This is a genomic window from Candidatus Enterococcus willemsii (assembly GCF_009933335.1).
Taxonomy (GTDB): Bacteria; Bacillota; Bacilli; order Lactobacillales; family Enterococcaceae; genus Enterococcus_F; species Enterococcus_F willemsii.
The window spans coordinates 1-14,780 of sequence record NZ_MAEL01000049.1; the positions used below are offsets into that span (position 1 = coordinate 1).

A 14,780-nucleotide genomic window follows, 5' to 3' on the forward strand; every position below is an offset into this window, starting at 1 on the left:
TTCTTGTTTCCTTTATCTTTCATTATTAAATAGGAACAGAGCTTCCTATACACGTTGCGAAGAATCTTCCCCAAAATTCTTCCTACCCTAAGTATAGAACATGGAAGGGGTTTTTCACAAATAAAAACCATTTAAATGACGAAAAAATCTGATAATTAGAAAATTCTCATTAAATATTCGTGTAAAGACCGACTTATTTTGAAAAAAGGACCATGATTTTGGTGAAAAAATGAATTTTTATGTTGATTTTTGGATATTTACCAAATAAAAAGCGATTACGAAATATTTTTGAACTGGAACACTTGGCATTTCCTGTAAATATGATAAAATGATGAAAATGCTGTAAAAATTAAAGGAGTTGTTTAGATGGATTCAGGATATCGTCTTGCAGTTGTAGGAGCTACAGGTGCAGTAGGCACAAAAATGATTGAGATGTTAGAGCAAACGACATTACCCATTAAAGAGGTTAAGTTATTAGCATCTAAGCGCTCTGCTGGTAAAACAGCTGTATTCAATGGCAAAGAATTAGTAATTGAAGAATTGGTTCCCGATTCATTTGAAGGAATTGATATTGCGTTATTTAGTGCTGGTGGCGGTATTTCGAAACAATTTGCCCCAGAAGCGGTGAAACGAGGAGCGGTCGTTGTCGATAATACAAGCCATTTCCGCATGGACCCAGAAGTGCCATTAGTAGTACCAGAAGTCAATAAAGAGGCATTGAAAAAACACAAAGGCATTATCGCCAACCCGAATTGTTCAACGATTCAAATGATGGTTGCTTTAGAACCTATTCGTCAAAAAGCTGGCTTAGAACGTGTGATTGTTTCAACTTATCAAGCAGTATCAGGCGCGGGTGCGAGTGCGATTAAAGAATTAGAAGAACAAACACAAGCTTATTTGAATGGCACACCAAAAGAAGAATTAACTGCTGAAATTCTTCCATGTAGTGGGGATAAAAAACATTATCCACTAGCTTTCAATGCCTTGCCACAAATTGATGTCTTTGCTGAAGAAGGTTATACGTATGAAGAGTGGAAAATGATTAATGAAACGAAAAAAATCATGGAAGACGATGCAATTAAAGTATCTGCTACTTGTGTTCGTATTCCTGTTGCTAGCGGGCATTCGGAGTCAGTTTATATTGAGACCAAAGAAGCTTTGACTGTTGCTGATATTCGTACCTTAATGGAAAATGCACCAGGGGTAGTTTTAGAAGATGATCCGAGTCAACAAATCTATCCACAAGCATTGAACAGTATCGGCAAGAAAGAAACGTTTGTTGGACGAATCCGTAAAGATGTGGACGTTGATAATGGCTTCCATTTATGGGTTGTTTCTGACAACTTGTTAAAAGGTGCTGCATGGAACTCTGTGCAAATCGCTGAAACTTTGCACGAAATGGATTTAGTCCGCGTGTAGAAAAATAGGAATGACAAGCATTCGAAACGAGAATGCTTGTTTTTTTTGCCAAAAAAACGAAATTCTTAATAAAAAATAAGATTTCCTACATAAATACTTTATAACTAGATATGTTTTTATTGTTATATTTTTCCCTGAGGTGAGGATAGATGAAAGGAAAATTATTAACAATCGGTGTCAGTTTGGCGCTGATATCAACTGCAGCATTCTATCAATTTAACAAGCAAGAAGGTTCTTTTGAAAGAGACGCTCTTGTTAATAATCAGTGGGAAATTGAGAATCACACAGCGAGTCAAAAACAATTCAAGGTATCTGGTATTCATAGTCAACAATATTTGTTAAAAGAGTTGTCTTCAAATCAAGTATTAGTGAGTCGAAAGGAAGATAAAAAAACAGAGATAGCATCATTAACCAAAATTATGACGGCATATATTCTGTTAGACAAGGCAGAAAATCTAAATGCGGTTGTTTCAATTGATGGGGCAATCATTGATGAGTTAAGCGCTGAAGGAGCCTCTTTGTCCGGTTTTGGACGTGATGAAGAAGTAACAATTAAAGATTTAGCTTATGGCATTATGTTGCCTTCGGGTGGCGATGCCTCAATTGTCGCAGCGAATTTCATTGCTGGGAGTGAAAAAGAGTTTGCCAAGTTAATGAATCAGTACGGTCAGCAATTGGGGTTGAAAAATACTCATTTCAGTAATGCAACAGGATTAGATGCACTCAATCATTATTCAACGGTAGCTGATTTAGCTGTTTTGCTAGAACAAGCATTGAAGAACGAAGCCTTTTATGAAGTGTTTACAACATTAGAATACACGACAGATGCAAAAAGGTACGAACCAGAAGGCTATTACATTAAGAGTACTTTATTACGCGAAGGTAATCACTTAGCATTAAAAGAAGGAAAAATACTTGGTGGAAAAACAGGTTATACCCAAAAGGCTGGTCTTTGTCTTGCTTCCATTGCTGAAATCAATGGCAAGGTCTATTTATTGGTCAGCACAGGAGCCGATGGGAATCCACTGACCGAACAATATAACGTTACTGATGCAGTGACCATGTACAACACTATTTCACAGGTGTCATCGATATAAAATTGAAAAGTGAGGAAAAATAAGATGAAAAATATTGCCGTCATTTTCGGAGGAAACTCTGCGGAGTATGAGGTATCTTTAATTTCAGCAACTGCTGTGATTCAAGTATTAGAAAAATTAGACTATAAAATAACTAAAATTGGCATTACGGAAGAGGGAGAATGGATTCATTATGCCGGTAAAACAGATAAAATTGCGAGTAATCTTTGGTTTTCTGATGAGCATTGTGTAAAAGCTGTCCCGTTGTTAAATGGCAATGGCTTTCTTTGTGCAGGAGTGACAATTACACCAGATGTTATTTTTCCAGTATTACATGGGAAATTTGGGGAAGATGGGTGTATCCAAGGCTTATTTGAATTAATGCAGTTGCCGTATGTTGGCTGTGGTGTCACTGTGTCGGCTTTATGTATGAATAAGTATTTATTGCATCGATTTGCTAAAAGTGTCGGTATTCAAAGCACACCTGCTTTGTTGGTATCAAAACATCATTATCAACTCGCTGAAATTAGTCAGTTTGTTTTGACGCATGGTTTTCCTCTGTTTGTAAAACCAAATGAAGCAGGTTCGTCTAAAGGGATTGAAAAAGTCCATGATTTATTGGGACTACAAGATGCTTTAAAAACCGCTTGGCAATTTGGTACGCAAGCTATTATTCAAACTGAAGTAACAGGGGTTGAAATCGGCTGTGCTATTTTAGGAAATGAGCAGTTGATTATTGGTGAGTGCGATGAAATTCAATTAACCAAAGAATTTTTTGATTACACAGAGAAATATCAAATGGTTACGACAACGATTCAAATACCCGCACAAATTCCAGAAGAAGTTTCGATGACGATTAAAAAATCTGCAGAAACATTGTATCGTCAGCTAGGTTGTAAGGGACTAGCAAGAATTGATTTCTTTCTGACTGAGGAGGGCCAAATTCTATTAAATGAAATAAACACGATGCCGGGATTTACTTCACATTCCAGATTTCCAACCATGATGGCGAAAGTAGGGGTCACTTATATAGACATTGTCCAAAAACTAATTGAATTGGCGGAGAAAGAATATGCGAACAAACAAGTACCTACAATTAATTAATCGTGAGTTTCCAATAATACAAGCGGCCAATATGCAGGAATTTGTCCCAGCTCCTTATGCAAAAGAGCATGTATTAATCCATGCTAGCGTAGCACAACAGTTAACAAAATTAATCACAGCAATTGACGCGACTGAGCAAATTGTGGTGTTGGACGGTTATCGTACAGAGGAGATGCAGTCGGCATTGTGGCAACAATCATTGCTTGAACATGGCGAACAATTTACTCGAAAATATGTTGCTTTACCTGGGTGCAGTGAACATCAAAGCGGACTGGCGATTGATATCGGTTTGGCCGATGCAGAGCACCACCCGATTTGTCCGAATTTTGATAAAGGAGCAGTGGTGGCGCGGTTTTTAAGTCAAATGAAGTATTATGGTTTTATTTTACGCTATCCTAAAAATAAAGAAGAGTTGACGGGGATTGCCTATGAACCTTGGCATTTTCGCTTTGTAGGATTACCCCATAGTGAAATTATCATGAATCAAGGATGGGTATTAGAAGAATACCTTGAATATCTGAAAGAAGTGTCTAAGTAATGAATAAGAAGCAAAAAAAGAGCCAGCAGTTACGAACAAAAATATTGATTGTCTTCCATTCAATTATTTTGCGTATGTTTATTAGTCGGGCAATTGTGCGGATAATTTATCAAGTAAAGCAGACTTTATTCTCACCTGAGATGCGTGCCCAAAAAGTTATTGATTGCCGTGCATTACTAGCGAATTTAAACACAATCAAACAGATTATTCCAGAAAACACCAAAATTATGCCGGTCATTAAAGCGAATGGGTATGGCTGTGAAGATGTCGTCATCGCGCGTGAACTGGAACGAGAAAAGATTGATTTTTTTGCTGTAGCGACAATTGATGAAGCGATTCATTTACGCATGCGCGGAATTAAGGGACAACTGTTAATTTTAGGTTATACACCGGTTGAACGCATCAAAGAAATCAGAAATTATGCACTCACGCAAGCGATTATTAGCGAGGAGTATGCGGAACGCTTGCAACAGCAACAAGTGGAGATACAATGTCATCTTGAAATTGATACTGGTATGCATCGCTTGGGCGTTGCACCAGATAGTAAGGCTATCTATCGACTCTATCAATCCGATTATTTAAACATTCAAGGCATTTTTTCGCATCTTGGTTCGTCAGACAGTTTGGATCGAACTGCTATTCAACGGACAGAGCGTCAAATTCGTCGGTTTGATAATGTCTTAGCAGAATTACGAATGATGGGCGTTGCTGTCGGTATTACTCATTTACAAAGTACGTACGGTATTTTAAATTATGCGAATCTTGCGTATGACTATGTTCGCTTAGGAATTGGACTGTACGGTGTTCACAGTGAACGAATGCTAGCGACCAATATCCCAGTAAATTTAAAACCGATTCTATCGATACAAGCCAGACTAATTGCGAAAAAAACAGTCGCAAAAGGTCAACTGATTGGTTATGGTTTAGATACGTATTTTAATGAAGATAAAGTCATCGGCATCGTGAGTATTGGTTATGCAGATGGGATTACGCGAATGTTAGGTGATCAACATGTTTATTTTACTTATCGGAAGCAACGAATTCCTCAAATTGGTCGGATTTGTATGGATATGTTACTGGTGGATTTAACCAATATCTCTGATTGTGAAGTCGATGCATACTTAACGATTGGCAATAGTTTTGAAGAATTGGCATCAAAATCAGACTCTCTAACAAATGAAGTCCTTAGTCGCTTAGGAACAAGGTTATCTGTCCAGATGAAATAATAAGTATAACGTAAAAAAGCTAGTTTGGCTGAATAATTTCAGTCAAACTAGCTTTTTTGTTACGGAATCAATTAGCATTATTGTCCCATCAACCCACGACTTAATACTTCTTGTCGATAAATTTGATATAAGGACTCAAGGTATTGGAGGTATTCCTTATAAAAGAAGAATCCCATTGTATACCAAGCTAAAAATTTATTTTTGCGTGTTTTATCTAAATTTTTATATCTTTTTAATAAGACTTTATCCGAATAATTCTTTACTTTTGTTTCTTCTTTATTTAGACCAGATTTGTACATCTTCATCATTAAGAAACGGAAACCAACCATAATAACAACCAAAAGTATCAATAACCCAATAATATATAACCACTCATTCATAGTTAACGCCTCCATTATTCAATTTTTTATAAAATACCCCTTTTAGTCGCTTCTTGTCTATACAATTGCATCAGTTGCTCTTTATATGCTGTATAACCTTTAGCGAAGAATAACCCAATAAACCCATTCAAAAATTTATTTCCATGAATTTTTTCTGCTTGGCTGATTCGCTTCTGCAATGCTTCATCAGAAAGTGAAGGAACTCTTTTTTCTTCGTGTTTGATTGACTGATTTAATGCAAGTTTCATACGCCAATTAAAAATCGTTCGAAGAACAACCAACATTACAATGATGATAACAATCGCTAAAATAGCATCAAACATAAAAACGCCTCCTTTGATATAAGTATATCGGAGACGTTTTCACTGGTAAATATATTTGCCTTAGTTCGATTGAAGCCAATTTTCTAATTGTGTAAAAACTTTTTGGACTTGTTCATGTTCTGGTTGTTTTAAAAAGTCATGGGATAAATCATAAACCGGGACGAATTTACAGTTAGGTATTAAACGTTTTAAAGATTTGCTGTATTTAAAAGGAACTTCCTCATCTGTGGTACTTGCAGTGCTAAATGTCCGTGGAAATTGTTTCAACTGTTCTTGAGAAATAGCAAAATCGTCCATCGATTCATCGGTGACTTGGTAAAACTCAGCCATTTTTTGTTGCTGCACACCATACATATATAATACAGAGCGTTGTAGTAAGGGGTCATCCCAAACTGTACTTTCTTGATCGATGGTAGCAATCATCTCCGATGTAATCGTCAAATCAGAAAGTTGGCGAGGGTTGTTGATAAAGTCCAAATCATAATAACCATAAAAATTTACAAGATTTTCAGGCAATGTTTCTTCGGTTTCTAATAAATGAGCAGTTAAGGATAGAATTGCGTATCCACCTGCGGAACGCCCACAGAAACTAAAAGGGGCATCTTTAATCATTGTTTGTTTTAGTTCAGCGAATGTTTGTCGGATTGACGTTAAAATTTCTTTCAGTGAATGATTGGGTGCCAATAAGTAATCCACTGCTAAAATAGTGTAACCTGCTGTTAAAAAGTGTTGTGCTAGTGCTTGTGGTAAATCATTTTTGCTACCATAGACAAAGCCACCACCATGAAAATAAAGCATAAATTTATGCTGATCATCCGTAGGGGAGGTAACTGTGACTGTTGCGCCAGTAGACAAGGTAAGATTAGTCATTATTTTCGCTCCTTTGATGTAATAAATAAGTTCCGATTTCATAATTAACTAATTGTAGCGGATTTGTCAAATCAATTTTAAGTAACCCTTCGATTTTATTTAAACGATAACGGATTGTTTTCGAATGGAGAAAGAGAATTTCGGCTGTTCGTTTATAATTACGACCAGATTGAAAAAATGTATACAGCGTATCGAAAAGGTCGGGTGATTGTTCCCAAAGCTTTTTTAGTTGTTTAGGAATAAGTCGCTCCAATTGGTCAAGTTGCTCTTCTTGCATGAAATAGCGGAAGATACCTAAATCGCTAATTGAGACGACTGGATCGATTTGTAGAACTTGATTGAAACGAATCGCATCTAAGCATTCTAGTAAAATTTCTTTTAAGCCTTTCTTTTCTTTTACAAGACTCATCGAGAAAGTCAATTCATGTGCTTTGATAAAAGACGTATCAAATAGTTTTTGAATCTCCTTTTTTTGGATTTCTTTTTCAGGTGTTTCTAAGTTGAATAAAATAATCGTATAGTTATAGTGCTCAAAAAAGATGCGTTTAGGACGTAGTGCACATAACTGTTTTAAAATATTGCGATCTAATGCCTGCGTATCGCCATTTTTAGAAGAAAAAGCAATCCCTTGATAATATCTATGATGATTGATTTTTGCATCATCCAATAAGCTATTTAATTCATCTGGACTGGTTGGCGTATTTTGTAAAATAGCATCTGCTAAGTTATTCAAACGAGTGTAACGGTCTTTTTTTATTAAGTATTCAGTCTGTAAACGTTCGTAGATGATGTCAATGACGTTTTCTAAAATCATCATTTGTGATTCAGTAATTATTTCACCTTGTTGGTACACCATTAAGGTTGATAATTGGTCAAAAGGTGTCACTATTTCGGATGCTAAAGCTGTCATTTGTTGGCCAGAGCTAGTGTTAAAAGTAATTCGCTGGTAAATGTTTTTAGTGAACTCATTTGTTTGTACATAGCTTCTCTCTAATATGTTCGCAATTTCAAACGGACTATCGTAATGTAAATGGATGTTTAGAGATGGAATATCTAATGAACATGGTAACTGAATTAATTGGTAAAAAGTTTCCATAATATTCTCAAATGAATGCACATTACGACCTACTTTTGTGAATCGTTGGCGTACATCATAGTAGGTACGAAGCAAATGGCCACGATGATTTAATAAGGGTTCATAGATTGTTAGAATGATTTTTTCGTAGCTGATTTCTTGTTCTACTTTAATTAAAGGAATTTCGTAAATGAAACAATAGTCAATTAACCAGTCGGGAATCATCGTAATTAACCGATCCATTTTAACAACCAAGCCACTAACACCAACTTTTTTCATTTTTTCAAAAAAAGTGGCAAACTCTGATTCCGGTAAATCATTAAATGCGTAGAATGAAGTTAAAATTAATTGATTTTTTTGGCTCCAATTTTCAATATCTAAGGCTTCCAAAACCATTGCTGAATCAACTTCGTTATCTAAACCAATCTCTTTTGTTAATAACTTACATGATTGAAATAGTTCGAGTGCCATTAATTCTTTAATTTTCATATTTTTCCCTCTTTTGCGCTTTCTGGATAAAAAAGATAAAATAAATTTAGCCTTTTATCCAGTGTAAACGCAAACAAGATATTTTACAATAAGGATGAAAGTAATCAAAGGAGGAAGAATTATGTTAAAGACAGTTATTTTAAAGAATAACTACCAAGATTCAATTAATTTGATGTTGTTAACAAACAAAATCAATGAATTTTCAACCGTAACAATGAGTCAAATTATGATGGGAACAGATGCAAACAAAGATATTTTACGTAATACTGATTTGTTGACACCTGAAGCAGAATCCGCTTCTGCCAATGATTTAATGATTGTTGTAGACAGTGAAGAAGAAAATATTATGGACGAAGTATTGCCGGCTGTTGATGAATTTCTAAGTGATTTATCTTCAAAAGGTGGCTCCGAGGAAAAAGCAGCATCAACTACTTGGGCCGAGGCATTAGAAGCTTTACCTGATGCGAATGTTGCATTATTCAGTATTCCAGGCGAATATGGAGCACCTGAAATGGAAAAAGCCTTAAAAAATGATTTACATGTTTTCTCATTTACAGACAATATTCCAATTGAAGACGAAGTTCGTTTGAAAAAATTAGCTCATGAAAAAGGGCTATTAATGATGGGGCCTGACTGTGGTACAGGAATCATTTCTAGTATTCCTATCGCATTTACCAATGTTGTTTCACCAGGAAACATTGGTGTAGTAGGTGCTTCTGGTACTGGGATTCAAGAAGTAACAACAATTATTGATCGCCTAGGTGGCGGAGTTGTGCATGCTATTGGGACTGGTGGACGCGATTTAAGTGATAAAGTTGGCGCTATTACAATGAAAGATGCCATCGTTGCGTTAGAAAATCACGAGCCAACAGATGTGGTATGTGTCATCTCTAAACCACCTGCAAAAGAAGTTCGCGATGAAGTTGTGCAATTATTGCAAAGTATTTCTAAACCAGTTGTTGCTATTTTCTTAGGTGAAAAACCTGAAGCACATGAAGGTAAAGTTTACTTGGCACACACATTAGAAGAAACTGCACGCATTGCGGTTGATTTAGCAAACGAAGAGGCTGTAAAAGCTAATTATTTAGAACCAATTGCTAAACCAGATGCACCTGTCTTAGCAGAAGATAAGGTAGTAAAAGGTTTATATTCTGGTGGAACATTGGCTTCTGAAGCAGGTATGTTGATTTCTGAAGCATTAGGGTTAGAGGGATTAGTGAAAAAAGAAGGTTATGTTTTAAAATCACATGGTTATGAAGTGATGGATTTAGGAGACGATATTTATACACAAGGTAAACCTCACCCAATGATTGATCCAGAAGTTCGTATTAATAAAATTCGTGAATATGCAACTGATGCAGCGACAGGAATTATTTTATTCGATGTCGTGATTGGTTATGGTGCGCATGAAGACATGGCTAGTGCATTATTACCTGCGATTGAGGAAGCACGCCAAACAGCAAAAGCTGATGGACGTGACTTGCATTTTGTTGCAACAGTTTGTGGAACAACAAAAGATCCTCAAAACTATCATGAAACTGTTAAACGCCTAAAAGATGCAGGTGTATATGTTGAAGATAGTAATGCCAAAGCAGTTCGCTTAGCTCTATTATTAAAAGGTATTGAATTCACTGAAGAGGATAAAGAAGTCGTGCCTTATGAAGGAACAACCATTGACGTACCTGCTGCTGGCGAAAAAGTGATGGAATTACTAAATACAAAACCACGAATTATTAACATTGGGTTACAAAGTTTTAACGAATCAATTGTTGAATATGGCGGTAAGTCAGAGCAATTCAACTGGAGACCACGTGCAAGCGGGAATAAGAAAATGATTCGTATTTTAGATGCACTGGAAGAACGTGAAGAAGAAATTGCAGCTGAAAATCAAAAAGTAATTGATAAGATGCAAAATGCGCAACCATTCTTAATCGACGTTGTGCCAGCTAAAACAGTTATTCCTGAATTAAATGAAGAACAAAAAACATTATTACATGCAGGACCGCCAATTGAGTGGGATGCAATGACAAAACCAATGCAAGGTGCTTGTTTAGGAGCTGCTTTGTATGAAGGTTGGGCAGAAACAGAAGAAGAAGCTCTAGCTTTATTTGAAAATGGCGAAGTCCGATTTATCCCTTGTCATCATGTGCAAGCTGTAGGTCCAATGGGTGGAATTTCTTCAGCAAATATGCCAATGAATGTGGTTGAAAACCGTTTAACTGGAAATCGCGCATACTGTATTTTAAATGAAGGTATCGGAAAAGTTTTACGATTTGGTGCGTATTCTCAAGAAGTAGTCGATCGTTTAACTTGGATTCAAAACGTCTTAGGACCAACCTTATCTAAGGCATTACAAACGACAGAAGAAGGCTTGAACCTAAATGTATTAATGGCTCGTTCGATTACAATGGGGGATGAGTTCCATCAACGTAACATCGCTGCTTCATTGAACTTCTTGAAAGAAATGGCACCTTTAATTACTAAATTAGACATTTCTGAGGAAGATAAATATGACGTTATCAAATTCTTAGCAGATACGGATCAATATTTCTTGAATATTATGATGGCTGCAGGCAAAGCAATTGTCGATGGTGCTCGTAAAGATACAAAAGGAACAATCGTGACAACCATGGCACGTAATGGTGTAGACTTTGGGGTTCGGATTGCTGAAACCGGTGATACTTGGCATAACGCACCAGTAAATACGCCTAAAGGTCTGTACTTTACTGGCTTCTCAGAAGAAGATGGTAATCCAGATATTGGTGATAGTGCAATCACTGAAACAGTCGGTGTTGGTGGTATGGCAATGGTAGCGGCTCCTGGTGTTACTCGTTTCGTTGGTGCGGGCGGTTTCCAAGATGCGCTAGATATTTCTAATGAAATGGCTAAAATTTGTGTAACGCACAATCCAACATTTACGATTCCAACTTGGGACTTTAAAGGAACTTGTCTAGGAATTGATATTCGTAAAGTAGTTGAAACTGGTATTACACCATTAATCAATACTGGGATTGCTCACAGAGAAGCAGGACGTGGACAAGTAGGTGCTGGTACCGTGCGCGCACCTTTAGGATGTTTCGAAAATGCTCTTGAAGCCTATGCACGTGAATTAGGAATCGACTTTGAGTAACGTAAAAATTAGCGACGGCATTTTTCCCATCGACCAATTTGGTAAGATGGGAAAAATCCATAGCGTTTTTGATCGTTCTTTTAATCTTAAAGTAGGTAATCGTTTAGTGAATGTTGCTAATTATGAGGGCTACCTGTCAAGTTTTGGAATTTACCTGCCAGATAATCTTTTCCAAGCGATGACTCCTTATGTACAACAAGATAACCTCGTGAAAATTTTCTCAAATGGATTGATGTTGTATAGTCGTGATGGAATTAAAAAAATTACATGGACAGAGTATGAAATTGTTAGTCTACAAGTAAAACATTTTCAATTAACTACTTCCCAACAAGCACTGCTAAAGGAAATTCTATTGGAAGCAAATTTAGAACAACAAATTGGTTTACCTTTAGAAAACAAAGAGCAAATTATCTTTCAAAAAATGCGTCAAAGTAAACGGAAAACCCTACTTGAATGGCAAGAAATTGTTGCGTATCTTGTTGGTAGAGGGAAGGGATTGACGCCTAGTGGGGATGATATTCTAGTCGCCTATTTAGTGATGCTACATGTCATGAAAGATAGCCGAGCAAAAGAAGTTCTCACTGCTTTGCAACAGCCTCTTTCAACTACCGATATTAGTAAAGAATATATTTGGTACTCGATTCAAGGTTATGTTAATTCGCTTGTTTATCAACTTTATGTAGATTTAGAAGCAAACAAAGAAAGAGCCGTTATAAAAAAAGATCTACAGCATATAATGAAAATTGGACATTCCTCAGGGAAAGATTTAAGTTTTGGTTTATTGTTGGCTCTGGGTAATGACGAGAAAAAGGAGAGAATCACGTGAGTTTAAATGTTATTGCATTAGGTGGTAACGCTATCTTAGATACCGATCCTACAGATGTTGGTCAAAAAGAGTTTATTAAAAAAGCAGCAAAATATATTGTTGATTTTGTAGAAAAAGGGGAAGAGGTTGTTATCTGCCATGGAAATGGTCCCCAAGTAGGAAATTTATTGTTACAACAAAAAGCGGGTGAAAGTGAAAAGAATCCAGCATTACAACTAGATTCATGTGTAGCTATGACCCAAGGAAGTATTGGTTATTGGTTGCAAAACGCGTTAAATAATGAATTTTCTAAACGCAACGTGACAAAACCAGTTGTATCGGTTGTCACACAAGTAGAGGTTGATGTAAATGATCCTTCATTTGAAAACCCAACAAAACCAATTGGTCCATTCTTTACAGAAGAAGAAGCAAAAATTGAAGCCAAAAAAGATAATTCAACGTTTATTGAAGATTCAGGTCGAGGCTATCGTAAAGTTGTTCCTTCGCCACAACCCCAAAACATTGTTGAAAAAGATGCGATTCGTACAATGATTCAAGGCGGTGTTGTAACAATTAGTGCAGGTGGTGGTGGTATTCCAGTTGTTGCACAAGATAGCGGATACGTGGGCGTTGAAGCCGTAATCGATAAAGATTTCACATCAAAAGTCTTAGCAGAAAATGTTCAAGCAGATCGTTTAATTTTACTAACGGGCGTGGATAACATTTATATCAATTACAACAAACCGGATCAAAAAGCCTTAGAAACAATCAGTATTGCTGAAGCTGAAGGATACATTGCAGAAGGGCATTTTGCTGCTGGTAGCATGTTACCAAAAATTGAAGCAGCATTAGACTTTGTGAAAGGCGCAAGCAATCGCAAAGCCGTGATTACTTCAATTGAGAATTTAGAAAATATTCAAAATGATGCTGGAACAACTATTGTTTCGGATTAAGAAAAAAGAGCTTAGATATTCTAAGCTCTTTTTTTTTGCTTTTTATTTAGCAAATTAGCACAAAATAGTAATTGTTTTTGTTAATAATGCACAATGATAATTTGTGAAAAAACGTTTACAATGATGATAACAAACAAAGGAGATGTTGAATAATATGGATTTAGAGAAAGTATTAGCCGATAATCTTGTTAATCTATCAGCGATTGGCAGCGATCCAACAGGTGGTATGACCAGACTTCTTTACACCGATTCTTGGTTAGATGCTCAAAAATATGTAGAAAAACAATTGACTGAAGCAGGATTAACTGCTCATTTTGATGCGGTTGGAAATTTATTTGGTCGTGTAGAAGGGACCAAATATCCAGAAGAAACCATCTTATCAGGATCACATATTGATACGGTAGTAAATGGTGGGACCTTAGATGGACAATATGGCGTGATTGCTGCTTATGTTGCGATTCAATATTTATTAGCTACTTATGGCAAACCTTTACGCTCAATGGAAGTTATTTCGATGGCGGAAGAAGAAGGGAGCCGTTTCCCAACTGTTTTCTGGGGAAGTAAAAACTTTGTATGTGAAGCAAAACGTGAAGATGTCGAAGGGATTAGTGATTTTGAAGGCAAAAAATTTGTGGATGAAATGCGTCGCCAAGGATTTGATTTCCGTGATGACACCGAAGCAAAACGTGACGACATTAAAGCCTTTGTAGAGATTCATATTGAACAAGGAAATGTGTTAGAGAATCAAGACTTACAAATCGGTGTGGTCAATAATATCGCTGGTCAACGACGCTACACCATCGTCTTAAAAGGTGAAGCAAATCATGCGGGAACCACACCAATGGGCTACCGTAAGGACGCTGTTTATGGGTTCTCTAAAATTTGTTCAGAAATTATTGATCGTGCAGTTGAAGTGGGCGACCCATTAGTGGTGACTTTCGGTAAAGTGGAGCCAAAACCAAACACAGTCAACGTGGTTCCAGGCGAAGTGCTATTTACCATGGATTGCCGTCATACGGACAAAGAAGTGTTAAAAAACTTCACAGAAGAAGCCGAAGCGTTAATGAAAGAAGTGGCCGAACACCATGGTTTATCCATTGATATTGATTTATGGATGGATGAAGCGCCTGTACCAATGAACGAGGAAATCGTTGCAGCAGTTGAACAAGCAGCGAAAGAACAAGAAATGAACTATCGTGTGATGCATAGTGGTGCGGGACATGATTCACAAATTATTGCACCACATTACCCTTCTGCAATGATTTTTGTGCCAAGTATAAAAGGGATTAGCCATAATCCAGCAGAAGAAACAAAACATGAAGATTTAGTTGCAGGTGTGAAAGTCTTAGCACAAACCTTATATGAATTAGCTTATAAAGAGTAGAAAGTAGG

The 14,780-nt window shown here is 36.7% G+C and carries 13 protein-coding genes; 9 read left to right on the forward strand and 4 right to left on the reverse strand.

The features are described 5' to 3' along the window. The first annotated feature begins 366 nt into the window (after nt 1-366). The 5 genes from BAU17_RS10125 (at nt 367) to alr (ending at nt 5,363) form a co-directional block, all read left to right on the forward strand. On the forward strand, nt 367-1,419 hold the full coding sequence (locus BAU17_RS10125; protein ID WP_161902706.1) for an aspartate-semialdehyde dehydrogenase: 1,053 nt from the start codon (nt 367-369) through the stop codon (nt 1,417-1,419). 149 nt (nt 1,420-1,568) lie between these two features. Further along, nucleotides 1,569-2,516, forward strand: coding sequence for a D-alanyl-D-alanine carboxypeptidase family protein (locus tag BAU17_RS10130; RefSeq protein WP_161902707.1), 948 nt, complete (start codon nt 1,569-1,571; stop codon nt 2,514-2,516). Nucleotides 2,517-2,540: 24 nt separating this feature from the next. Next, nucleotides 2,541-3,599 (forward strand): D-alanine--D-serine ligase, encoded by a 1,059-nt coding sequence (gene vanC, locus BAU17_RS10135; RefSeq protein ID WP_161902708.1) that lies wholly within the window; start codon nt 2,541-2,543, stop codon nt 3,597-3,599. Beyond that, nucleotides 3,568-4,137: a D,D-carboxypeptidase/D,D-dipeptidase VanXY gene (vanXY, locus tag BAU17_RS10140; protein ID WP_161902709.1), complete on the forward strand. Its 570-nt coding sequence runs from the start codon at nt 3,568-3,570 to the stop codon at nt 4,135-4,137. Before vanC ends, vanXY begins: the two co-directional genes overlap by 32 nt. Then, on the forward strand, nt 4,137-5,363 hold the full coding sequence (alr, locus tag BAU17_RS10145; RefSeq protein ID WP_161902710.1) for an alanine racemase: 1,227 nt from the start codon (nt 4,137-4,139) through the stop codon (nt 5,361-5,363). The genes vanXY and alr overlap by 1 nt, the downstream gene beginning before the upstream one ends. A gap of 77 nt (nt 5,364-5,440) precedes the next feature. Here the strand turns inward: alr and BAU17_RS10150 are convergent, their stop codons facing one another. Genes BAU17_RS10150 through BAU17_RS10165 form a run of 4 tightly spaced genes read right to left on the reverse strand, consistent with a single transcriptional unit; the run spans nt 5,441 to nt 8,500 of the window. Beyond that, the gene (locus BAU17_RS10150; protein ID WP_161902711.1) at nt 5,441-5,743 is read right to left on the reverse strand and encodes a hypothetical protein; all 303 of its coding nucleotides are present in this window, start codon (nt 5,741-5,743) and stop codon (nt 5,441-5,443) included. Between the two features lie 26 nt (nt 5,744-5,769). Next, nucleotides 5,770-6,066, reverse strand: a complete 297-nt coding sequence (locus BAU17_RS10155) for a hypothetical protein (protein WP_161902712.1) — start codon at nt 6,064-6,066, stop codon at nt 5,770-5,772. A 60-nt stretch (nt 6,067-6,126) separates the two neighbouring features. After that, nucleotides 6,127-6,936 carry an alpha/beta hydrolase gene (locus BAU17_RS10160; protein WP_161902713.1) on the reverse strand — a complete coding sequence of 270 codons (810 nt, stop codon included), beginning with the start codon at nt 6,934-6,936 and terminating at the stop codon, nt 6,127-6,129. Further along, a complete protein-coding gene (locus BAU17_RS10165) occupies nt 6,929-8,500 on the reverse strand; it encodes a PucR family transcriptional regulator (protein ID WP_161902714.1) in 1,572 nt (523 codons plus the stop codon). Before BAU17_RS10165 ends, BAU17_RS10160 begins: the two co-directional genes overlap by 8 nt. A gap of 121 nt (nt 8,501-8,621) precedes the next feature. Here BAU17_RS10165 and BAU17_RS10170 point away from each other — a divergent pair, with 121 nt between their 5' ends. From BAU17_RS10170 to allC, 4 genes are all read left to right on the forward strand, one after another. Continuing rightward, the gene (locus tag BAU17_RS10170; RefSeq protein WP_161902715.1) at nt 8,622-11,630 is read left to right on the forward strand and encodes a bifunctional FdrA/YlbE family protein; all 3,009 of its coding nucleotides are present in this window, start codon (nt 8,622-8,624) and stop codon (nt 11,628-11,630) included. Continuing rightward, a complete protein-coding gene (locus BAU17_RS10175) occupies nt 11,623-12,456 on the forward strand; it encodes an oxamate carbamoyltransferase subunit AllH family protein (RefSeq protein WP_161902716.1) in 834 nt (277 codons plus the stop codon). Before BAU17_RS10170 ends, BAU17_RS10175 begins: the two co-directional genes overlap by 8 nt. Beyond that, nucleotides 12,453-13,388: a carbamate kinase gene (gene arcC, locus BAU17_RS10180; RefSeq protein ID WP_161902717.1), complete on the forward strand. Its 936-nt coding sequence runs from the start codon at nt 12,453-12,455 to the stop codon at nt 13,386-13,388. Before BAU17_RS10175 ends, arcC begins: the two co-directional genes overlap by 4 nt. A gap of 154 nt (nt 13,389-13,542) precedes the next feature. After that, nucleotides 13,543-14,772, forward strand: a complete 1,230-nt coding sequence (gene allC / locus BAU17_RS10185) for an allantoate deiminase (RefSeq protein ID WP_161902718.1) — start codon at nt 13,543-13,545, stop codon at nt 14,770-14,772. Nucleotides 14,773-14,780 lie beyond the last annotated feature (8 nt).